Genomic DNA, 20688 nt, shown 5'->3' with positions numbered 1-20688 from the left:
AGGAGCGGCCGATGATGGCGGACCATGCGGAGTTCCTGCGCGACGCGATCGCCGGCCTGTCGGGGCAGCCGCGCGCGCTGCCGGGCAAGTACCTCTGGGACGAGGCCGGCTCGACGCTGTTCGACCGGATCTGCTCCCATCCCGACTACTACCCGACCCATCGCGAGATGACGCTCCTGCCGGCCGTGGCCGCCGAGGTCGCGGCCCACGTCGGGCCGGGCATCACGGTCGTGGAGTACGGCAGCGGCGCGAGCCGCAAGATCCGCGCGCTCCTCGACGTGCTGGAGGCGCCCGCGCGCTACGTCGCCCTCGACATCTCCTGGGATTTCCTCGTCGCCGCCATCCGGCGCCTGGCCGCGGATTATCCCGCGGTCGCCATGCGCCCGATCCACGCCGATTACTCGGGGCCGATCCGGCTGCCGGTCGATCTCGCGCAGGGGCCGGTCCTCGGCTTCTTTCCCGGGACGAGCATCAGCAACTTCGCGCCCGATCAGGCGGTCGCCTTCATGGCGCGCGCGCGCGACACCCTGGGGCCGAGCTGGTTCCTGATCGGCGTCGATCCGACCCGCGATCCGGCGCGGCTCGGCCGAGCCTATGGCGGCTGCGACGGGCTGATGGCCGCGCTCCACCTCAACCTCCTGACGCGCGCCAACCGGGAACTCGGCGCCGGCTTCGAGCGCGACGCCTTCCGGCACGAGGTGCGGGTGCTGGAGGCGCCCTTCCGGGTCGAGGCGCATCTGGTCGCCACGCGCGAGACCGGCTGCCGGCTCGCGGATCAGGCCTTCGTCATCGCGGCGGGCGAGAGCCTCCACACCGACAACTCGTTCAAGTACGAGCCCGCCGCCTTCCAGGACATCGCCCGCCGCGCCGGCTGGACGCCGGAAGCCGTGTGGGTGGACGAAGTCGGCACCTTCAGCCTGCACCTGCTGCGCGGCGCGTGAGCACGTCCCGGCCCGCGCCGCGGCCCTGACCGCCGGGCCCGCGGGCGGCCGTCCGCGCGGCGGCCCGGCCGGACCCGGTGGGCCGCGCCGAAACACCGCTGGACTCGCGGAGCGCGATCCGGTCCCATGGGGGGCGGCCGTGGCCTGCGCCGTGCATGCTGCGCCCGGACGCCAACGGGGAACGACGGGAATGCGTGCTGGACTGACGAGGCGTGTGGCGGTCGCGCTCGGTGCGGCCCTGGTGCTCAGCGGCCCGGCCGCGGCGCAGGACAAGAAGGTGCTCAAGGCCGTGATGCATTCCGGCCTGCGCATCACCGACCCGATCATCACCACGGCCTACATCGCCCGCAACCACGGCTACATGATCTACGACACGCTGTTCGCCACGGACGAGCGGTTCGAGATCAAGCCGCAGATGGTGAAGGATTTTTCGGTCAGCGACGACAAGCTGACCTACACCTTCACGCTGCGCGACGGGCTGAAGTTCCATGACGGCGCCCCGGTCACGGCCGAGGATTGCGTCGCCTCGCTCCAGCGCTGGGGCAAGCGCGACGGCATGGGCCAGAAGCTCATGGAGTACACCGCGAGCCTGAAGGCCGCGGACGACAAGACCTTCACGCTCACCCTGAAGCAGCCCTACGGCCTCGTGCTCGCCTCGCTGGGCAAGCCGTCGTCGAACGTGCCCTTCATCATGCCCAAGCGCATCGCCGAGACGCCGGCCGACCGGAACGTGCCGGAGGAGATCGGCTCCGGCCCGTTCCGCTTCGTGAAGGGCGAGTTCCAGCCCGGCCTCAAGGTGGTCTACGAGAAGAACCCCGACTACGTGCCGCGCGCCGAGCCGCCGAGCTGGCTCGCGGGCGGCAAGATCGCCAAGCTCGACCGCGTCGAGTGGATCAACATCCCCGACTACCAGACCGCCGTGAACGCCCTCATCAACGGCGAGATCGACTACATCGAGCAGCCGCCGCACGACTTCCTCGACATCCTCAAGGGCGCCAAGGGCGTCGTCATCAACAACTACAACCCGCTCGGCTTCTCCGGCATGGTTCGGATGAACTGGCTCAACCCGCCCTTCGACAACCCGAAGATCCGGCAGGCGGTGCTCCACGCGGTCAACCAGCAGGACTACCTCGACGCGCAGATCGGCAATCCCGACTACATGCAGCCCTGCCTCGCCATGTTCGTCTGCGGCACGCCGAACGCCACGGATGCGGGCGCGCCGATGAAGCCCGATCTCGCGCGTGCCAAGCAGCTCCTCAAGGAGGGCGGCTACGACGGGCGGCCGGTCGTGATCATGCAGCCCACGGATCTGGCCATCGTGGCGCCGCTCGGCCCGGTCACCGCGCAGGCCCTGCGCGCCATCGGCATGAAGGTCGACCTGCAGTCGATGGACTGGCAGACGCTGGTCGGGCGCCGCGCCAAGCAGGATCCGGTGGACCAGGGCGGCTGGAACATCTTCCACACCACCTGGGTCAACGCCGACATGCTGAACCCGATCGCCAATGTCGGGGTGAACGCCAAGGGCAAGGTCGGCGGCTGGTTCGGCTGGGCCGAGGACGCCGAGATCGAGAAGCTGCGCGACGCCTACGCCCGCGAGACCGATCCGGCCAAGCAGAAGGCGATCGCCGCCGACGTGCAGAAGCGCGCCTACGACGTCGGCACCTACTTCCCCACGGGCCAGTACACCTCGCCGCTCGCGGTGCGCAGCACCCTGAAGGGCATCCTCCAGGGGCCGGCGCCGGTGTTCTGGAACATCGAGAAGCAGTGAGGCGTCGCTGATGCTCCGGTTCGTCGCAGGGCGGCTCGCCGCGACGCTGCCCGTCATGGGCGTGGTGGCGGTGGTGGTCTTCGCCCTGCTGCGCCTCGCTCCCGGGGACCCGGCGGCGATCCTGGCGGGGGACGCGGCGACGCCTGAGCAGATCGCCGCGATCCGCGCCCGGCTGGGCCTCGACGAGCCGATGCTGCAGCAATTCGGCTCGTGGATCTGGCGCCTGGTGCACGGGGACCTCGGCACCTCGATCCTGTCGAACCAGCCGGTGACGCGGCTGATCGGCGAGCGCATCGAGCCGACGCTCGCGCTCGCCACCACCACGATCCTGTTCGCGGTGCTGGTGGCGGTGCCGCTCGGGGTCGTGGCCGCGTGGCGCCACGGCACCTGGATCGACCGGGGCGTGATGGCCTTCTCGGTGCTCGGCTTCTCGGTGCCGGTCTTCGTGCTGGGCTACCTCTGGATCTTCGGGCTGGCCATGAACCTGCGGCTCCTGCCGGTGCAGGGCTACGTCAGCATCACGCAGGGATTCCTGCCGTTCATCGAGCGGCTGGTGCTGCCGACCCTGACCCTGTCGGCGATCTACATCGCCCTCATCGCCCGCACCACGCGGGCGAGCGTGCTCGACGTGCTGGGGGAGGACTACATCCGCACCGCCCGCGCCAAGGGCGTGCGCGAGAGCCGCGTGCTCTCCCGCCACGCCCTGCGCAACGCCGCCGTGCCGGTGATCTCGGTGATCGGCATCGGCATCGCGCTGCTGATCAGCGGGGTGGTCGTCACCGAGAGCGTGTTCAACCTGCCCGGCCTCGGGCGGCTCACCGTCGACGCGGTGCTCGCCCGCGACTACCCGGTCATCCAGGGCGTCATCCTGCTGTTCTCGGGGCTCTACGTGCTGATCAACCTCGCGATCGACCTCACCTACCTCTTCTTCGACCCGAGGATCCGCTATTGAGCGCGCCCGCCGCCGCGTCCGCCCGCGCCCTGCCGCCGCTCCTGCGCCACCCGGGCGTGCTGTTCGGCCTCGCGGTGCTGCTCGTGGTCCTGCTGGCGGCCCTCGCCGCCCCCTGGCTCGGCACCGTCGACCCGATCCAGCTGCGCCCGCGCCTGCGGCTGCGCCCGCCCTCGGCCGCCGCGTGGTTCGGCACCGATGCCTTCGGGCGCGACGTCTACAGCCGCGTCGTCTACGGCGCCCGGGTCTCGCTCGCCATCGGGGCCGCGGTGGCGCTCACCGCGGTGGTGGTCGGCCTCGCGATCGGCCTCGTCGCGGGCTACATCCGCTGGCTCGACACCGTGGTGATGCGGGTGATGGACGGGGTGATGGCGATCCCCTCGATCCTGCTCGCCATCGCGCTCGTCACCCTCTCGGGCGCGGGCGTGATGACGGTCATCGTGGCGATCACCATCCCGGAGATCCCCCGCGTGGCGCGCCTCGTGCGCGGCGTGGTGCTGAGCGTGCGCGAGGAGCCCTACGTCGAGGCGGCGATCGGGGCGGGCACGCCCCTGTTGCTGCTGCTGTGGCGCCACATCCTGCCCAACACCATCGCGCCGCTCATCGTGCAGGGCACCTACGTCTGCGCCTCGGCGATCCTCACCGAGGCGATCCTGAGCTTCCTCGGCGCCGGCATTCCGACCGAGGTGCCGAGCTGGGGCAACGTCATGGCGGAGGGGCGCCAAGCCTTCCAGCTCGCGCCCTGGGTGATCCTGTTTCCGGGCCTGTGCGTCGCCGCCACGGTGCTCGCCGTGAACATCCTGGGCGACGGGTTGCGCGACGCGCTCGATCCGCGCATCGCCCGGCGCGTGGGGGCGCTGCGATGAGCGCGCCGGTTCTCGCCATCCGGGATCTGACCATCCCGCTGCCGCGCCTCTCCGACCGCGCGCACGCGGTGGAGGGTGTTTCCCTCACGGTGGCGCCGGGCGAGATCCTGTGCGTCGTCGGGGAATCGGGCTCGGGCAAGTCGGTCACCGCCCACGCGGTGATGGGCCTGCTCCCCCCGGTGCTCCGTCCGTCGGACGGGGAGATCCTGCTCCAGGGCGAGGACGTGCTGAAGGCCACGCCCGGACGGCTGCGCGCCCTGCGCGGCGGCCGGATGGCGATGGTCTTCCAGGAGCCGATGACCGCGCTGAACCCGGTGCTGACGGTGGGCGCCCAGATCGACGAGATCCTGGAGGCCCATGCCGACCGGCTCTCGGGGGCGGAGCGCCGCGCCCGGGTGCTCGCGCTGATGCGCGACGTCCACCTGCCCGACCCGGAGCAGATGGCGGGCGCCTACCCGCACCAGCTCTCGGGGGGCCAGCGCCAGCGCGTGATGATCGCCATGGCGCTGGCCAACGACCCCGCGCTGATCATCGCGGACGAGCCGACGACCGCGCTCGACGTCACGACGCAGGCCCAGATCCTGCGGCTGATGCGCGAATTGCAGGCGCGGCGCGACGCCGGCATCCTGTTCATCACCCACGATTTCGGGGTGGTGGCGGAGATCGCCGACCGGGTCGCGGTGATGAAGGGCGGGCGCCTCGTGGAGGAAGGCACGGCCGCCGCCGTGCTGCGCTCGCCCCAGGATCCCTACACCCGCATGCTGATCGCCGCGGTGCCCTCCGCGGTGCCGCCCCCGCCCCGCAAGCGCCCGCCCGCAGCCGCCCCGGTGCTGACGACGCAGGCGCTGGAAAAGACCTATGGCGGCGGGCTCTTCTCGCGCGCGGGCCGCAGCGTGCGGGCGCTCGACGGGGTGACGCTGACGCTCCAGCCGGGCGAGACGCTCGGCATCGTCGGGGAATCGGGCTCGGGCAAGTCGACGCTCGCGCGCTGCGTCGCCCGCTTCGTCGATCCGACCGGGGGCGAGATCCGCCTCGACGGCACCGACATCGCCCCCCTCTCGGGCCGGGCGCTGCACCCCTACCGGCGGCGCGTGCAGGTGATCTTCCAAGACCCCTACCGCTCGCTCAACCCGCGCCGCACGGTCGGCCAGTCGATCACCGAGGGGCCGCGCAACTACGGTCTGGCCCGCGAAGACGCCTTCGCCCGGGCGCGCCGCCTCCTCGACCTCGTGGGGCTCGACGCCTCCGCGCTCGACCGTTTTCCGCACGAGTTCTCGGGCGGGCAGCGCCAGCGCATCGCCATCGCCCGGGCGCTCGCGATGGAGCCGGACCTGCTCATCGCCGACGAGGCGGTCTCGGCGCTCGACGTCTCGGTGCAGGCGCAGGTGCTCGACCTGTTCGAGAGCGTGCGCGAGCGGCTGAACCTCGCCATCCTGTTCATCACCCACGACCTGCGCGTGGCCGCCCGCCTGTGCGACCGGATGATCGTGATGCTGAACGGGCAGGTGGTGGAGGAGGGCGAGACGGCCGCGATCTTCGCCGCACCGCGCCACGCCTACACGCGCGCCCTCTTCGCCGCCGCGCCGAGCGCCCACCGGGCGGAGGCCGATCCGCCTGCGGCGAGCGGGACGGCCGGCTCCTGAGGCAACGCCAGGCTCGCACCCTGAATCAAGCGCGGGATCCCCTCTGCCGTGCGGGCTTGCGGATTCACACGTCGGGTCGTGCACGTTCTCCTCTCCCCGCGTGCGGGGAGAGGGCTAGGGGATCGAAGATCCCACGCGACCTTGCGGTCGTCGAAGCGAGGCGGCAGCCGAAGGTGAGAGGGCGGTGCCGAATGAGGCTCCCCAGGAAGCGCCCCCTCACCGTCGCGTTTGGCCCTATCGGGCCAACACGGGCTCGCTGCTTGCACGACAAGGTGCAAGCAGCCCTCTCCCCGCACGCGCAGGCCTGTCCGGGGGAACTTCCTCGACAAGGATGGCGCGGGGAACCCCTCTCCTGTGCGGGAGAGGGGCAGGGGTGAGGGTCCAGGTGGTGCCGCAGTGAGGCGGTAAACGTGGTGAGGGGAGCGGAACGGGCCGGGTTGATCCACCACCCGTCGTGCTGGTAGCGGCAGCGTTCCGGGTCCTTGCTGCACCCTCCCGGGACCCTCACCCCTACCCCTCTCCCGCACGGGAGAGGGGATCCCGCGCCTCATTCGGCGATGTGTGCATCTGCAAGCCCACTCGGGAGAGGGGCAGGGGGTCGAAGATCCCGCACGGGATCGGAGATCCCGCGTGAGGGTCCCGGGAGCCTGCCCTTTTCCCGCACGGGAGAAGGGTTCCCCGCGCCGGATGACGGAGACGGGGTGAATACTCGGTTCCCGGATGAAACCCGCGCTTCAGAACGGCGTGTAGTCGCCGCCGTCGGTGATCGCGTCGAGCGCCCGCTCCACGGCGGTCACGGCATCGAGCAGCATCTGCACCGAGCGTTCGGTCTCGACCTGAGGCCGGCCGAGGGCGGCCGTGCGGGCGCCGACGTCGTGCAGCTGCTCGGCGATGGCCACGAGGTCGGAGACGACCGCGGCAGCCTCGCGGGCGGTGGTCTCGGGCGCTCGGCGCGCGCGCAGGGGGACGACGTTGCTCATCGAGTCGCACTGTCGCGCAAACCGCCCAGCCGCACCAGCCGGGAGTCCGGGCTCTCCACCGGATTCCCGCCCGCGCGGCGCTGCGGGCACAGGCGCGCGCAATCGCATCCGGGTCCCGGGCCGCGCCTTGACCGCGCCCCGATCCGCCGCGAGGACCGTCGCATCCCGAGCATCAGGATCCGACCGATGAAGCTGTCTGCCCTCGCCGCCGCCGGCACGCTCGCCGCCCTCCTCTCCGCCTGCACCAGCATGGAGAGCGATCGCACGGCCTTCAGCGAGACCTTCAACACCCAGAACTACGTGCGCTCGACCGACACCAACGGCACCCAGCGCCGCCCGGACGTGAACCGCATGTTCACGCAGCCCTCCGTGCCGAGCATCGCCAACCGGGGCAACTGACGCCGGCTGTCCATCGATCCCGGGCCTGCCCGGGATCGGGAGCACCGCCTCGCCTACTGCTTGGCCAGGGCGTCCGCGAAGGCCGCGATGCGGTTGCGGGCGTAGGTCGGCAGGCCGGCGCTGATCGAGGTGCCGGTGTTGAACGAGGAATTGCCCATCAGCACCTGCGCGGGCAGCAGGTTGCGCAGTACCGGCACGCGCTCGTACTCCTTCTTGCGGTCGAGCACGTCCGCCTTGATGCCGAGCGCCATGTAGGCGGTCACCACCGTCTTGCCGGGATCATTCGCGGCCGGCTGCAGCACCGCCAGGAACTTGCCGAAGCGCAGGATCTGGTTGACCCAGAAGATGTTCTGTTCGAGCGCGCCCGCGACCGGCGCCTCGATCCGCGTCAGCGCCGCAAGCTTCGCGGCCTCCTCGGGGGGCAGCACCCGGAGTTCGCTCTGGAAGGAGACGAACTCGGCGATCTTCTTGCCACCCTCCTCCAGCTTGTTGGCGAGCTTCACGCCGAGCGGCAGCTTGCCTTCGAGGTCGTAGCGCGACTCGATGCAGAGCGTGTCGGAGGCCGCGCACCAGGGGCGGTCGGGCCGGCGCGCGAAGGCGGCGGCCGGGTCCTTGGTCGGCGTCGCGTCGGCGGGGCTCAGGGCCTTGTGCTTGATCGCCGGGTCCATGCGGCCGAGGAAGTCGAGCGAGGCGAAGCGCTTGAGGTCGATGCGCTCGGGCGCCCGCGGCACCACGAAGCGGGCCTCGGCCACGTAGACCTTGAGGGCCTCGTGCCGGGTCTTGGTCACGCCGTTGACCGTCACCGGGTAGTCGGGCTCGGCATAGGCCGGGTGCGGCGTCAGCGCGGCCTTCTCGGCCGCGCGCGTGCGGCTCCACTCCGTGAAGGGCACGAGGCCGCTCTCCGGGCTCGCCGGGTTGTCGCGGTGGTCCGTGAAGGCGATCGTCCCGGGCGCGATCGCCCCGGCATCGAGCGCCGTGACGTTCGAAACATCCTTGGTGCGGTACTGGGCGAGCGCCGGTCCCGCGAGGAGGCACAGCAGCGGCGCGAGAAGGCGGAGGGAGGCCGTCGGGAGGTGGGGCAAGGTCGAGGATCCGGCTGGTGCCCGGAAGGGCATCAATAGGTCGGATCCTCGCCGAAGAAGTAGTCGGGATCGCGGCGGCGGGGGCGGCGCACCACCTCCTCGTCGTCGCCGAAGGGCGAGCGGGTCGCGCCGCGGCCGGGCCAGAGCGGCTCGGGCGCCGGCACCGGCTGGGCGCGGCGCAAGGGGGGCTGGCCGTCCCCGAACAGCTGCCGGCCGAGATCGCCGAACGGGTCGTAGCGGTCGTCCTCCGGCCGGCCGCCGTCCACGACGGCATCGCCGTCCTGCTCCGCGTCGGGGCGCATGGCGTAGAGCGATTCCTGCGGCACGAGGCGGTACTGCGTGTCGGCGAGGCGCCCGTCCGGCTGGAGCCGGAAATGCTCCATGAACCCGCCGCCCGCCATGCGCTGGCCCGAGCGCAGGTCGATCGGCGCATCGGCGATGAGGCGCTTGGCCTCCGGGGTCGGCGGCGCCAGCGGGCTCTTGGGCACGCCGTTCGCCCAGGCGGCCTGGAGGATCTGCCCGTACAGCGGCACCGCGAGGTGCCCGCCGGTCTGGCCGCGCCCCAGCGTGCGCCGCCGCCCGTCCGCGTTGTCGTAGCCCATCCAGACCGCGATGGTGATCTCGTTGGTGAAGCCCACGAACCACGCGTCGTTCTCGTCCTCCGAGGTGCCGGTCTTGCCCGCCACGTAGGGGGAGAAGCGGGCGAGCGCCGCGGCGGTGCCGCGCTGGGTGACGCCTTGGAGCAGGCTCTTCAGCTGGTAGAAGCCGACGCGGTCGGCCGAGCCGATCCGCACGGGCCCGCGCCCGGCATGCTGGTAGAGGGTCCGCTCGCCCTGAGTCACCGATTCCAGCGCGTAGGGCGAGGGCCGCTCGCCCTCGTTGGCGATCGCCGCGTAGAAGGCCGCGAGGTCGAGCATCCGCACCGGCTGGGCGCCGAGCACGAAGGGGTAGTAGCGCTCGCACTCGGCGTAGAGCTGGGCTTCGAGGGCGAGGTCGCAGACCCGCTTGAGGCTCTGCTCGGGCCGCTCCGCGATGCCGCCGCGAAGGAGCTGCGCGGTGACGAGGTTCTTCGAGTGCTCCAGGCCCCGGCGCAGGGTGATCGCCCCCGAGCCGCCGCCGTCGTAGTTCTTGGGCGACCACGACTGGCCGACGCCGCCGATCGGCGGCAGGGTCACGGCCGCGTCCATCACCAGGGTGTTGGGCTGCAGCCCGCCCGAGAGGGCCGCCAGGTAGGTGAGCGGCTTCAGGGTCGAGCCCGGCTGGCGCACGCTCTGCGTCGTGCGGTTGAGCTGGCTCAGCGGGTAGGAAAACCCGCCCGCCATCGCCAGGATGCGGCCGGTGCGGTTCTCCAGCACCAGGGCGGCGCCCTGCACCTGGGGGCGCACGCGCAGGTCGGCCCGTGGCCCGCCCTTGCCCTCCCGCAGCGCCACCCGCACCACGTCGTAGGGCGCGAGCCGGCCGCGCGCCTGGGCCGCGTTCAGGCCCACGACCCGCCCGTCCGCGAGGCCGACGCGCGTGCCCTTCTGGCCGGTCTCCAGCACCACCGCGAGCGGCCAGTGCACGTCGTAGAGGGGCGCGCGGGCGGTCTCCAGCGCCCGCTGCCACGCCGGCTTGGGACCAGTCGGCTTGGGACCAGTCAGCTTGGGACCTGTGGGCTTGGGACCGGCAGGCCGCGCCGCCGCCTTCCCCTTCGGGGCGTCGGGCTTGGCGCCGGCCGGGGCCGGCTGGATCGGAGCCGGGGGCGGCTCGGGCGCCGCCGGGGCCGGGGCGGCGGCCTCGATCCGCTTCACCGCCTCGGCGAGGTTGAGTTCCGGTCCCTCGAAGCGGGCGCGGCCCGTCGCGGCCTCGTAGCGCGCGAGCCCGTCCTGCAGGATCGTCTCGGTGGCTTTCTGCAGGCCGGCGTTGAGCGTCGCGCGCACCGTGTAGGAGCCGGCCGTGAGCGAATCGAGCCCCGCCAGGGTGCGCGCCTCGCGCCCGAGATGGTCGACGAAGTGGAACCCCGCCTCCTGGCGCGTGCGCTCCAGGGGCACGAGGCCGAGGTCGCTCTGGAACGCCGCGTTCGTCTCGGCCTCCGTGATCACGCCCTCCTCCTTCATGCGGGAGAGGACGTAGGCCCGCCGCTCGCGGGCGCGCTCGGGGTATCGGTCGGGGCTGTAGTAGTTCGGTCCCTTGGGCATGCCGGCGAGCAGTGCCGCCTCCGGCACCGTCAGGTCGCCCACCGACTTCCCGAAATAGCTGCGCGCCGCCATCTCGATGCCGTAGGCGCCCCGGCCGAGATAGATGCCGTTGAGGTAGAGGCCGAGGATCTCGGGCTTCGTCATCACCTGCTCGGCGCGGGCGGCGACGATCATCTCGCGGATCTTGCGCTCGTAGGTGACGTCGTCGCCCACCGACAGGTTCTTGACCACCTGCTGGGTGATGGTGGAGCCGCCGGCCGGGCGGCCCGGCGAGGCGAGGTTGCCGATGAAGGCGCGGATGACCCCGCGCTCGTCGATGCCCTTGTGGCTCTCGAAGCGCTTGTCCTCGGCGGCGATGAAGGCCTTGCGGACCATCGCGGGCACCTGGGCGATCGGGACGGTGACGCGCCGCCCGTTCGGCTCCGAGGTCTCGGCGAAGCGGGCGCCGCGCCCGTCCAGGATCGTGCTCACGCCCGGCAGCGCCAGGGTCTTGAGCGCGCCCGCATCCGGCAGGTCCGCCGCGGCCTTGTTGTAGAACTCGATGACCGCCTTGGCCTCGAAGGGCGAGTTCGGCGGGTTCTCGCCCTTGCAGAACTGCTTGTAGCTCGTCACCAGCTCGCCGAAGTCGAGGCCCTGCAGGATCTTGGTGTCGCCCGCGACCGCCTTCGGATCCTCCATCGCGGTGCTGATCAGGTCGTCGAGGTTGATGTCCTCGATGTCGAAGGCCTTGCGCATGTGGGCGCAGCCGTCGCGCAGCAGGCGCACCACCTCCGGGCCGTCCCGGGCGGGGTCGAACTGGGTGCGGATCGCATCCGGCCGCGTCGTCGCCTGGCTCAGCGTCAGCGCCGTCGCGAAGAGCTTGATGAGGATCGGGTTCATGATGCCTTGAGCCCGGCCGCGGGCAGTGTCGCCAGGAAACGACCGGCGACCTGAAGGGGACGTGTACAACGCGGCTCTTTTAAGGTCAGGCCCGGCCGGGAACCGGCCCGGCCCCGGGGCCGTTCGCCGGACAGGGAGCGGCGCCCGCGCGGCGTCTGCGGGGACCCCCGCCGAGTGACCCCGCCGAGAGACCCTTCCATGGCCGACCTCGCCCGACAGCGCGCCGCCTACGCCGCGACGGTGGCCGCGCGCGCCGGTACGCGCGACGAAGCCCTGATCCGGGCCTTCGCGACCGTCCCGCGCGAGCGCTATTGCGGCCCCGGCCCCTGGCTCGTCATGGACGAGACCGGGTTCGACACCGTGCCGGCGGACGAGCCGGCCGGGCTCTGCCAGGACGTGCTGGTGGCCCTGCGGCCGGAGGCCGGGATCAACAACGGCGAGCCGAGCCTGCACGCGCTCTGCCTCGCGGCGGCCGCGCCCCGGCCCGGCGAGCGGGTGGTGCAGGTCGGGACCGGCGGCGGCTACTACACGGCGATCCTCGCCGAGCTCGTCGGGCCGGGCGGGCGGATCGACGCCTACGAGGTCGATCCGGACCTCGCCGCCGCGGCCGCGCGCGCGCTGGCGGAGCATCCGCAGGTGGCGGTCCATGCCCGCTCGGGGGCCGCCCCGCCGCTGCCGGAGGCCGACCTGATCTACGTCAGCGCGGGCGCCGCCGAGCCGCTGGCGGTCTGGCTCGACGCCCTCTCGGAGACCGGGCGCCTGATCCTGCCCCTCACGCCCGAGCGCGGCGGCGGGGGCATGCTGCTCGCCGGGCGCCGCGGGCCGGACGCGGCGGCCGACATCCTCGACGCCCGCTTCCTGTCGCGCGCCGCCTTCATCCCCTGCCTGGGCGCCCGCGACCCCGCCGCCGCCGCCCGCCTCGCCGCGGCCTTCGCGCGCGGCGGCATGGAGCGGGTGAGGAGCCTGCACCGCGGCACGGCTCCGGACGAGAGCGCCTGGGTGGCGGGAGAGGGGTGGTGGCTGTCGAGGCGGGCCGCCTGAGTTTCCTCGCGGCCGGCAGGAAGGGGTGAGACGTGAGGGAGGCTGCCTCACGATTTTCGCAGGCGACGCGATCGGCCTGCCCACCTCGATCTGCGTTGCCATCGCCGGAAGCCGGGATCCGGTGAACCTCAAACTCGTATATGCGAGTTTCTTGATGCCGGCGCCATGAACTCGTATCTACGAGTTCATGAAGATCGTGTGGGACGAGCCGAAGCGAGTGTCCAACCGCCGGACCCACGGACTGGACTTTGCCGACGCGGAGGCTGCCGATTGGGAAGAAGCGGTGGTCCGCCCAAGCTACGGCGGTCGCTATCTTGCGATTCTCCCGCTGGACGGACGCCTCATTGCCATCGCCTTCGCGCCGCTCGGCACCGAAGCTATCTCCCTCATCAGCATGCGGCCGGCGAGCCGGCGAGAAAGGACGATCTATGCCGAAGCATGACCCGACCGTGCTCTCCGACGAGGAGGAGGCCCGCATCCAGGCCGGGATCGCGCAGGATCCGGACAATCCCGAGTGGACCGAAGAGGATTTCAAGGCCGCCAAGCCGTTCGCCGATGTGTTTCCGGAGATGGCGACCGCTCTTCGCAAGCGGGGGCCGACAGGAACGAAGGAGCTGATTTCGATCCGCATTGATCGAGACGTCCTGCAGGCGTTCAAGGCCACCGGGCCGGGATGGCAGACCCGCATGAACGAGGCCCTGGCTGAAGCGGCCCGGAAGCTCCGGGCCGCGTGACCGCCTCATCGCCGACCGAGCCGCCGGGCACTTGATCCGCGCACGCGGCGTTGCGGCGCCAGCATCCGCCTCGGACCGCGCATGCCGGCATCCTCTCAGCCCAGCGACATCGTCAGCGGCGGCTCCACCTCGGGCGGCAGCGGGGAGAGGTAGCCCTCCGGGCCGGTGCGGGCGCGCAGGTCGGCCCGGGCAGCCTCGCGCAGGGACGGGTCGGCGATGAGCGCGGCGCCGAGCGCCGCCATCGCCTTGGCCACCTGCACCACCGCCTTGTGGGCCGCCGGCGCCTTGCCCTGCGCCACGATCTGCCAGGTGTGGAACGGCGTGCCGACCGCCACGGTCGGGGCGTGCGCCTGGACGGTGGGCACGACCCAGCTCACGTCCCCGACATCGGTCGAGCCGATCGCCGGGTTGCGGCGCGCGTCCCGCGGCACGAGGAAGTCGGCGAGCGGCGCCTCCGCGCGCGGCCGGCCGATGGTGCGCCAGACCGCCGCGATGTCGCCGGGGCTGAGCGTCGCCTGGATGGCGCGGGCGAAGCTGCGGTCCGCCTCGTCGAAGGGCGGCGGGCCGAGTTCCTCCATGATCCCGTGCAGCGCCTCCTCGAGGGGCGCGTTGCCGACGAGGTCCGAGACCGCGCTGACGATGCGCATCTCCATCGCGGTCTCGGTCATCAGCGCCGCCCCCTCGGCGATCCGGCGCACGCGCCCCACGAGCTCGCGCATGCCCGCGAGATCGCGGGCGCGGATGGAGTAGCGCACCCGGGCATGGGCCTGGACTACGTTCGGGGCGATGCCGCCCGCGTCGAGCAGCGCGTAATGCACCCGGGCGTCGTCCGGCATGTGCTCGCGCATGTAGTTGACGCCGACATTCATCAGCTCGACGGCGTCGAGCGCGCTGCGCCCGAGATGGGGGGCCGCCGCCGCATGGGCCGCCCGGCCCGTGAAGGAAAAATCGGCCCGGGTGTTGGCGAGCGCGAGCGCGGGCGCCACCTCCCAGAAACTCGACGGGTGCCAGGTGATCGCCGCCTCGGCCTCGGCGAAGGCGCCGGCCCGCACCATGAAGGCCTTGGCGGCCCCGCCCTCCTCGGCCGGGCAGCCGTAGTAGCGCACGCGGCCCGGCCGGCCGGTCTCGGCGAGCCAGTCCTTCACGGCGGTGGCGGCGAGCAGCGCCGCCGCGCCGAGCAGGTTGTGCCCGCAGCCATGCCCCGGCCCGCCGGCCTCCACCGGCCGGTGCTCGGCCACGCCCGCCTCCTGGCTGAGCGCCGGCAGCGCGTCGTACTCGCCCAGGAAGGCGATCACCGGCCCGCCCGCCCCGGCCTCGCCGACGAGCGCGGTGGGAATGCCGGCGACGCCCTCGGTGACGGAGAAACCCTGGTGGCGCAGTTCCTCCGCGTGGGCGGCGGCCGAGCGGGTCTCGGTGTAGCAGACCTCCGGCGTGGCCCAGACGCGGTCGGCGAGGGCGAGGAGTCGGTCCTTGCGGGCATCGACGTGGCGCCAGAGCGCGTTGCGGTTGTCCATCGGTTCCTCCGGGTGCCCGCTCGTCCGTGCAGGGATAGGGCCGCACGGCCCCGCCGCAAGGGCCGGCGCGCGACAAGCGCGTTGACGCGGGCCGATGCCTCGGCCAAGCCTCGGGCATCCGCCGCGGCGGGGCACGGGGGCGCATGCGGCTCAACGAACATCCCCTGCGGGCACGGGTGCTGGCGGAGGTCCATGCCCGCCCCTTCATGCCGGTCGCCACGCCCCGGCGCTTCCTGCACTATGCCTTCCTCACCGACGGCGAGGCGGCGAGCGCCGACCGGATTGCCCTCGACGCCTACTGCGCCTCGCTCGGCCTGCCCGGGCCGCCGCCGGGAGCCAAGCAGCACCGGGTCGTCTTCTCGGGCGCCATCCTGCGCTGGGAGAGCCACAGCGAGTTCACGACCTACACCTGGGAGTTCGCGGACGGGCAGGGTCTCGCCTTCCAGCCGCAGCCCGACGCGCTCGCGGGCGCCATGGAGGAACTGGCGCAGCCCGGCGACCTCCTCGTGGCGGTGGACCTGCACCTCCTCGTGGCGGGCCCCGGCGAGGTGCCGCCCGAGATCAGCGCCGCCTTCACGCCCGCCACTCTGGCGGTGGCGCAGGCCGAGGGCGGGGCGGCGGTCGTCGCCACCGACTTCCAGCCCGATCCCCACGGCTTCGTGCGCATCATGGTGGCCGACCGCGGCATGACCCGGGTGGCGGCCGGCGCCCTGGTGCAGCGGGTTCTGGAGATCGAGACCTACCGCACCCTCGCGCTCCTCGGCCTCCCCGAGGCGCAGGCCCTCGCCCCGTCGATCCGCCGCATCGAGACGGCGCTGCCGGAGCTGATGGAGGAGATGCGCGGCAGCGAGGGCTTCGCGGCCAACCACGCCCTGCTCGACCGGCTGATCGCCCTCTCGGCGGAGCTGGAGGCGGGCGCCGCCCGCTCGCTCTTCCGCTTCGGCGCCACCCGCGCCTACGACGAGCTGATCCGCCTGCGGCTCTCGGCGATCGGCGAGCAGGCGATCCCCGGCCGCACGAGCTGGTCGGTCTTCCTCGCCCGGCGCTTCAACCCGGCGATCCGCACCTGCATCGCCACGGGCGAGCGCCAGGACACGCTCTCGCGCAAGCTCTCGCGCACCGCGCAGATGCTGCGCACCCGGGTCGACGTCGATCTGGAGCGTCAGAACCACGCGCAGCTTCAGGCGATGAACGAGCGGGTGACGCTGCAATTGCGGCTGCAGCAGACCGTCGAGGGGCTGTCCGTCGCGGCGATCACCTACTACGTGGCGAGCCTCGTCCACCTGATGCTGGAAGGCGCGCACGCCGCGCACCTGCCGGTGGACGCGACGCTCGGCACCGCGCTCGCGGTGCCGCCGATCGCGCTCGCGGTCGCCTGGACCGTGCGGCGCATCCGCCGCCGGCACGGCCACCTCGACCGCGACGACCCGGGCCGGGGCTGACGGCGGCCTTCACCCGACGGGTCAGAACAGCCCCTCGATCTGCCCGTCGGCATCGAGGTAGATGCCCTCCGAGGCCGGCACCTTGGGCAGGCCCGGCATGGTCATGATCTCCCCGCAGATCACCACCACGAAGCCGGCCCCGGCCGAGAGGCGCACGTCGCGCACCGCCACCACGTGCCCGCTCGGTGCGCCGATCAGGCCCGGATCGGTGGAGAACGAGTACTGGGTCTTGGCCATGCAGACCGGAAGTTTCCCGTAGCCGTCCTTCTCGAACTGCGCGAGCTTGGTGGCGGCCTTCGACTCGATCTGGATGTCCGCCGCCCCGTAGAGGGTCTGGGCGATGGTGCGGATCTTGTCCGAGAGCTTCGCCTCCTCGGGATAGACGAAGTTCGGGGCCTTGGGCGCGCCGGACTCGGCCAGCGCCACCACCGCGCGGGCCAGCTCCTCGGCGCCCGCACCCCCCTCCGCCCAGTGGCGGCAGGTGATCGCCTCGACGTCGAGCTTGTCGCGGCAGAGCGCCTTCAGGGCGGCGTGCTCGGCCTCGGTGTCGGCGTGGAAGTGGTTGACCGCCACCACCACCGGCAGGCCGAAGCGGCGCACGTTCTCGACGTGGCGGGCGAGGTTGGCGAAGCCCTTCTCCAGGGCGGCGACGTTCTCCGAACCGAGCGCCTTCTTCTCGACGCCGCCGTGCATCTTGAGCGCGCGCACGGTCGCCACGATGACGACGGCGCTCGGCGACAGGCCGGTCTGGCGGCACTTGATGTCGATGAATTTTTCGGCCCCGAGATCGGCGCCGAAGCCGGCCTCCGTGACCGCGTACTCGCCGAGGCGCAGACCCGTGCGGGTGGCGATCACCGAGTTGCAGCCATGCGCGATGTTGGCGAAGGGGCCGCCGTGGATGAGGGCCGGGCTGCCCTCCAGCGTCTGGACGAGGTTGGGCTGCAGCGCGTCCTTGAGCAGCACCGTCATGGCGCCGGTGGCCTTGAGGTCCTTGAGCGTCACGGCCTTGCGGTCGCGGGTCTCGGCCACGACGATGCGGCCGAGGCGCGCCTCCAGGTCGGCGAGGTCGCGGGCGAGGCAGAAGACCGCCATCACCTCGGAGGCCACCGTGATGTCGAACCCGTCCTCGCGCGGGAAGCCGTTGGCGACGCCGCCGAGCGACTGGGTGATCGAGCGCAGCGCCCGGTCGTTCATGTCGACCACGCGCCGCCACGCGATGCGGCGCAGGTCGATGTCGAGCCCGTTGCCCCAGTAGACGTGGTTGTCGATCAGCGCGGCCGCGAGGCTGTGGGCCGACGTGATGGCGTGGAAGTCGCCCGTGAAGTGGAGGTTGATCGCCTCCATCGGCACCACCTGCGCCTTCCCGCCGCCGGCCGCCCCGCCCTTCATGCCGAAGCAGGGGCCGAGCGAGGGCTCGCGCAGGCAGATCACGGTCTTCTTGCCGATGCGGTTGAGCGCGTCGCCGAGGCCCACCGTCGTGGTGGTCTTGCCCTCGCCCGCGGGCGTCGGGCTGATCGCCGTGACGAGCACGAGCCTGCCCTCGGGCTTGGCCTCCAGCCCGGCGATGTGGGCGTGGTCGATCTTGGCGATGTGCCGGCCGTAGGGGTGCAGCGCCGCGTCGGGAATGCCGATCTTCTCGGCGATGGCGCTGATCGGCTGCAAGGTGGCCGCGCGGGCGATCTCGATGTCGGTCGGCATGGAACCCGTGCTTGTTGTTGTCGGGAAGGGACGTGGCGTACGTCGTCGAGCGGACCTTATGCCGGGCTCGCGGATTCAGGCTAGACTAAATCGCTTGAGCGTTTCGATCAGAAAAATCTAACGAACGGGAATGGAACGGGGCCGCGCCCCGTCCCTCTTCTGGTCGCCGGCCGCGCCTCACGCCACCGCGCGGATCACCCGGCCGAGCTTGTCCACGAGTTCGCCGATCTGGTCCTCGCTGATGATCAGCGGCGGCGTCACCGCGATGGTCTCGCCGGTGATGCGGATCATTAGGCCGAGGTCCTGGAAGGCGTGGTCCATCGCCTCGAAGGCGCGCGCGCCCGCCGCGTCCGGACGCGAGGCGAGGTCGATCGCGCCGACGAGGCCGAGCGTGCGGATGTCGAGGACGTTCGGCAGCCCGCGCAGGGACATCAGCGCCTCGGCGAAGACCGGTTCGAGGCGGCGGGCGCGCCCGAACAGGTCCTCGTCGCGGTAGACGTCGAGGGTCGCGAGCGCCGCCGCGCAGGCGAGCGGGTGCGCCGAGTAGGTGTAGCCGTGGAAGAGTTCGATCGTGCGCTCCGGCCCCTTCATGAAGGCGTCGTAGATGCCCTGGCGCACCAGCACGCCGCCCATCGGCACGGTGCCCGAATTCACCGCCTTGGCGAAGGTGATCATGTCCGGCACGACGCCGTAGCGCTCGGCCGCGAAGGCGTGGCCGAGGCGTCCGAAGCCGCAGATCACCTCGTCGAAGATGAGGAGGATGCCGTGCCGGTCGCAGATCTGGCGCAGGCGCTGCAGGTAGCCCTTGGGCGGCGGCAGCACGCCGGTGGAGCCCGCCATCGGCTCGACGATCACCGCCGCGATGGTGGAGGCGTCGTGGAGCGTCACGATGCGCTCCAGGTCGTCGGCGAGATGCGCGCCCCATTCGGGCTCGCCCACCGTGAAGGCTTGGTGCTCGCGCGAGTAGGTGTGCGGCAGGTGGTCGACGCCCGCCAGCAGGGTGCCGAAGAACTTGCGGTTGGTGACGATGCCGCCGACCGAGATGCCCCCGAAGCCGACGCCATGATAGCCGCGCTCGCGCCCGATGAGCCGGGTGCACCCGCCCTCGCCCCGTACGGTCCAGTAGGCCAGCGCGATCTTGAGGGCGGTGTCCACCGCCTCCGAGCCGGAATTGCAGAAGAAGGCGTGGTCGAGGTCGCCCGGCGCCATCGCGGCGAGCCGCGAGGCCAGCGTGAAGCCGCCCGCATGCCCGAACTGGAAGGCGGGCGAAAAATCGAGGTCGGCCGCCTGCGCCTGGATCGCCGCGACGATCGGGGCGCGGTTGTGGCCCGCATTGCAGCACCACAGGCCCGCCACGCCGTCGAGCACCGCACGCCCGTCCGGCGTGTAGTAGTGCATGTCCTTGGCGCGGGCGATCATGCGGGGCTTGCGCTTGAAGGCGCGGTTGGCCGTGAAGGGCAACCACCACGCTTCGAGGTCGTTCGGGGCCTGGTCGCCCTTCGGGACTTGGTCGCCCTGGGACCTGGCATCGTTGGCGGCCCGCAGGCCTGCCGCCGCGCTCGTCATCGCGTTCTCCCGCCAATCGTCTCGTCGCGCGACGCTATCAGGCGTCCCCGCACGACGCAAAACCGCCGACGTTAAGCATCGGGCGCGGTTTTCGCGAGCCCTGCGGGCCGCGGTGAGGATCGCTTCACCGGCGGCCGCGAGACTTCGGCGACCGACGAGCCGGGGATGGATGATGGGATTCTGGCTGCGCGCCGCGCTGGTGATCGGCGTCATCGCCGCCTTCGCGCCGAGAGACCCGGCGCCGCAGCAGCAGGATGCCCCGACGGCATCGGTCGCCATGGCGGCCGATGCGGCGACCAGGGCCGCCGCGAGCGCCGCGCAGGCCGCCCGCTCGCTCGCCGCTCTGCCGCCGGACCTGCGCGAGCGCGTTCTGCGCGAGGGGGCCGCCGAGGCCGGGCGCACCCTCGACACCGTCCTGCGCGGCAGCCTCGCCGGCGCGGGTGCGGCGCCCCCGCCCGCCGCGCGCCGGCCCGCCGAGTGAGTCCGGCGGCAGCCGCGACGGCGCCCGCCCGTCGCGGGCGCGCCGGCCGACGGCGAGGCGCAGCAGCCCCGTTTGCCAGATTATCCCGAGCATTGTCCGGCACAGAGCCCGCTCGACCGCAGCCTGCCACGACCCTGCGCGGCGGCGCCCGCCGCCTGACCTTTCGATCATCCGGGCAATCCTGGGAACTTCTTGGCCGCTGCTGCCGGCTGTGGCAGAGTGCGACGGCTCAGTGCGTCCGCGAACGATCCTTCGCCGGCGCGCTCACGTGCCGGAACGCCGCCGTGCCCCGCTTCTTCTTCGACGTTCTCGACGCGACGCGCAGCGTCCCCGACGAGGCGGGCCTCGATTGCCGGGATCTGGGCGAGGCTCATCACCAGGCCTGCGCGCTCATCGCGGAGGCCATGGAGGGCCCCGAGGCCGTTCGCGTGGACTGGCATCACTGGCGGGTCGAGGTGAGCGACGAGGCCCGGCGCCTGCTCTTCACGGTGCCGTTTCCCCAGCGCGTCGATTGAGGCCGCCGCCGCT

General features: G+C 72.2%; 18 protein-coding genes. 12 read left to right on the top strand and 6 right to left on the bottom strand.

From position 1 onward, the window contains the following. The first annotated feature begins 11 nt into the window (after positions 1 to 11). From egtD to ACKUB9_RS01800, 5 genes are all read left to right on the top strand, one after another. A complete protein-coding gene (gene egtD, locus ACKUB9_RS01820) occupies positions 12 to 941 on the top strand; it encodes an L-histidine N(alpha)-methyltransferase (protein WP_407518911.1) in 930 nt (309 codons plus the stop codon). A 190-nt stretch (positions 942 to 1131) separates the two neighbouring features. Then, positions 1132 to 2709, top strand: a complete 1578-nt coding sequence (locus ACKUB9_RS01815; protein ID WP_407518909.1) for an ABC transporter substrate-binding protein — start codon at positions 1132 to 1134, stop codon at positions 2707 to 2709. A 10-nt stretch (positions 2710 to 2719) separates the two neighbouring features. Then, positions 2720 to 3661 (top strand): ABC transporter permease, encoded by a 942-nt coding sequence (locus ACKUB9_RS01810; protein ID WP_407518908.1) that lies wholly within the window; start codon positions 2720 to 2722, stop codon positions 3659 to 3661. Continuing rightward, positions 3658 to 4524 carry an ABC transporter permease gene (locus tag ACKUB9_RS01805; RefSeq protein WP_407518907.1) on the top strand — a complete coding sequence of 289 codons (867 nt, stop codon included), beginning with the start codon at positions 3658 to 3660 and terminating at the stop codon, positions 4522 to 4524. Before ACKUB9_RS01810 ends, ACKUB9_RS01805 begins: the two co-directional genes overlap by 4 nt. After that, positions 4521 to 6167: an ABC transporter ATP-binding protein gene (locus tag ACKUB9_RS01800; RefSeq protein ID WP_407518905.1), complete on the top strand. Its 1647-nt coding sequence runs from the start codon at positions 4521 to 4523 to the stop codon at positions 6165 to 6167. The genes ACKUB9_RS01805 and ACKUB9_RS01800 overlap by 4 nt, the downstream gene beginning before the upstream one ends. 734 nt (positions 6168 to 6901) lie before the next feature. On the opposite strand, the gene ACKUB9_RS01795 is transcribed toward ACKUB9_RS01800, so the two are convergent. After that, positions 6902 to 7147 (bottom strand): hypothetical protein, encoded by a 246-nt coding sequence (locus ACKUB9_RS01795; protein WP_407518903.1) that lies wholly within the window; start codon positions 7145 to 7147, stop codon positions 6902 to 6904. 186 nt (positions 7148 to 7333) lie between these two features. On the opposite strand from ACKUB9_RS01795, the gene ACKUB9_RS01790 reads away from it, so the two are divergent. Next, on the top strand, positions 7334 to 7546 hold the full coding sequence (locus tag ACKUB9_RS01790) for a hypothetical protein (RefSeq protein ID WP_407518902.1): 213 nt from the start codon (positions 7334 to 7336) through the stop codon (positions 7544 to 7546). 53 nt (positions 7547 to 7599) lie between these two features. On the opposite strand, the gene ACKUB9_RS01785 is transcribed toward ACKUB9_RS01790, so the two are convergent. Both ACKUB9_RS01785 and ACKUB9_RS01780 read right to left on the bottom strand, forming a co-directional pair. Next, positions 7600 to 8628: a hypothetical protein gene (locus ACKUB9_RS01785; protein WP_407518900.1), complete on the bottom strand. Its 1029-nt coding sequence runs from the start codon at positions 8626 to 8628 to the stop codon at positions 7600 to 7602. A gap of 32 nt (positions 8629 to 8660) precedes the next feature. Next, positions 8661 to 11684 carry a penicillin-binding protein 1A gene (locus ACKUB9_RS01780; protein WP_407518898.1) on the bottom strand — a complete coding sequence of 1008 codons (3024 nt, stop codon included), beginning with the start codon at positions 11682 to 11684 and terminating at the stop codon, positions 8661 to 8663. A 198-nt stretch (positions 11685 to 11882) separates the two neighbouring features. Here ACKUB9_RS01780 and ACKUB9_RS01775 point away from each other — a divergent pair, with 198 nt between their 5' ends. The 3 genes from ACKUB9_RS01775 (at position 11883) to ACKUB9_RS01765 (ending at position 13459) form a co-directional block, all read left to right on the top strand. Beyond that, entirely contained in the window at positions 11883 to 12725 is an 843-nt protein-coding gene (locus ACKUB9_RS01775; protein ID WP_407518897.1) for a protein-L-isoaspartate O-methyltransferase family protein, read from the top strand. Positions 12726 to 12912: 187 nt separating this feature from the next. After that, a complete protein-coding gene (locus ACKUB9_RS01770; protein ID WP_407518895.1) occupies positions 12913 to 13167 on the top strand; it encodes a BrnT family toxin in 255 nt (84 codons plus the stop codon). Further along, the gene (locus ACKUB9_RS01765) at positions 13154 to 13459 is read left to right on the top strand and encodes a BrnA antitoxin family protein (protein WP_407518893.1); all 306 of its coding nucleotides are present in this window, start codon (positions 13154 to 13156) and stop codon (positions 13457 to 13459) included. Before ACKUB9_RS01770 ends, ACKUB9_RS01765 begins: the two co-directional genes overlap by 14 nt. 95 nt (positions 13460 to 13554) lie before the next feature. On the opposite strand, the gene ACKUB9_RS01760 is transcribed toward ACKUB9_RS01765, so the two are convergent. Next, on the bottom strand, positions 13555 to 14973 hold the full coding sequence (locus ACKUB9_RS01760; RefSeq protein ID WP_407518891.1) for an amidohydrolase: 1419 nt from the start codon (positions 14971 to 14973) through the stop codon (positions 13555 to 13557). A 143-nt stretch (positions 14974 to 15116) separates the two neighbouring features. Between ACKUB9_RS01760 and ACKUB9_RS01755 the strand changes: the two genes are divergently transcribed. Then, positions 15117 to 16415 (top strand): DUF3422 family protein, encoded by a 1299-nt coding sequence (locus tag ACKUB9_RS01755; protein ID WP_407518889.1) that lies wholly within the window; start codon positions 15117 to 15119, stop codon positions 16413 to 16415. Positions 16416 to 16436: 21 nt separating this feature from the next. Here ACKUB9_RS01755 and ACKUB9_RS01750 read toward each other — a convergent pair whose 3' ends face one another. Continuing rightward, a complete protein-coding gene (locus ACKUB9_RS01750) occupies positions 16437 to 18113 on the bottom strand; it encodes a formate--tetrahydrofolate ligase (protein WP_407518888.1) in 1677 nt (558 codons plus the stop codon). A gap of 177 nt (positions 18114 to 18290) precedes the next feature. Continuing rightward, positions 18291 to 19679: an omega-aminotransferase AptA gene (gene aptA / locus ACKUB9_RS01745; RefSeq protein ID WP_407518886.1), complete on the bottom strand. Its 1389-nt coding sequence runs from the start codon at positions 19677 to 19679 to the stop codon at positions 18291 to 18293. A 169-nt stretch (positions 19680 to 19848) separates the two neighbouring features. Here aptA and ACKUB9_RS01740 point away from each other — a divergent pair, with 169 nt between their 5' ends. Beyond that, a complete protein-coding gene (locus ACKUB9_RS01740) occupies positions 19849 to 20160 on the top strand; it encodes a hypothetical protein (protein WP_407518884.1) in 312 nt (103 codons plus the stop codon). A 284-nt stretch (positions 20161 to 20444) separates the two neighbouring features. Next, on the top strand, positions 20445 to 20675 hold the full coding sequence (locus tag ACKUB9_RS01735; protein WP_407518882.1) for a DUF6894 family protein: 231 nt from the start codon (positions 20445 to 20447) through the stop codon (positions 20673 to 20675). The last annotated feature ends 13 nt before the right edge of the window (positions 20676 to 20688 follow it).

This window comes from Methylobacterium oryzisoli, assembly GCF_046557895.1.
Lineage (GTDB): Bacteria > Pseudomonadota > Alphaproteobacteria > Rhizobiales > Beijerinckiaceae > Methylobacterium > Methylobacterium oryzisoli.
This window is presented reverse-complemented; position numbering and strand designations above follow the sequence as displayed.

Excerpts from the sequence above, each read along its gene's own strand:
- ACKUB9_RS01790 (WP_407518902.1), top strand. The coding sequence starts at position 7,334 with ATGAAGCTGTCTGCCCTCGCCGCCGCCGGCACGCTCGCCGCCCTCCTC.
- ACKUB9_RS01780 (WP_407518898.1), bottom strand. The coding sequence starts at position 11,684 with ATGAACCCGATCCTCATCAAGCTCTTCGCGACGGCGCTGACGCTGAGC.
- ACKUB9_RS01740 (WP_407518884.1), top strand. The coding sequence starts at position 19,849 with ATGATGGGATTCTGGCTGCGCGCCGCGCTGGTGATCGGCGTCATCGCC.
- ACKUB9_RS01795 (WP_407518903.1), bottom strand. The coding sequence starts at position 7,147 with ATGAGCAACGTCGTCCCCCTGCGCGCGCGCCGAGCGCCCGAGACCACC.
- egtD (WP_407518911.1), top strand. The coding sequence starts at position 12 with ATGATGGCGGACCATGCGGAGTTCCTGCGCGACGCGATCGCCGGCCTG.
- ACKUB9_RS01775 (WP_407518897.1), top strand. The coding sequence starts at position 11,883 with ATGGCCGACCTCGCCCGACAGCGCGCCGCCTACGCCGCGACGGTGGCC.
- ACKUB9_RS01800 (WP_407518905.1), top strand. The coding sequence starts at position 4,521 with ATGAGCGCGCCGGTTCTCGCCATCCGGGATCTGACCATCCCGCTGCCG.
- ACKUB9_RS01765 (WP_407518893.1), top strand. The coding sequence starts at position 13,154 with ATGCCGAAGCATGACCCGACCGTGCTCTCCGACGAGGAGGAGGCCCGC.
- ACKUB9_RS01760 (WP_407518891.1), bottom strand. The coding sequence starts at position 14,973 with ATGGACAACCGCAACGCGCTCTGGCGCCACGTCGATGCCCGCAAGGAC.
- ACKUB9_RS01750 (WP_407518888.1), bottom strand. The coding sequence starts at position 18,113 with ATGCCGACCGACATCGAGATCGCCCGCGCGGCCACCTTGCAGCCGATC.
- ACKUB9_RS01755 (WP_407518889.1), top strand. The coding sequence starts at position 15,117 with ATGCGGCTCAACGAACATCCCCTGCGGGCACGGGTGCTGGCGGAGGTC.
- ACKUB9_RS01810 (WP_407518908.1), top strand. The coding sequence starts at position 2,720 with ATGCTCCGGTTCGTCGCAGGGCGGCTCGCCGCGACGCTGCCCGTCATG.
- ACKUB9_RS01770 (WP_407518895.1), top strand. The coding sequence starts at position 12,913 with ATGAAGATCGTGTGGGACGAGCCGAAGCGAGTGTCCAACCGCCGGACC.
- ACKUB9_RS01815 (WP_407518909.1), top strand. The coding sequence starts at position 1,132 with ATGCGTGCTGGACTGACGAGGCGTGTGGCGGTCGCGCTCGGTGCGGCC.
- aptA (WP_407518886.1), bottom strand. The coding sequence starts at position 19,679 with ATGACGAGCGCGGCGGCAGGCCTGCGGGCCGCCAACGATGCCAGGTCC.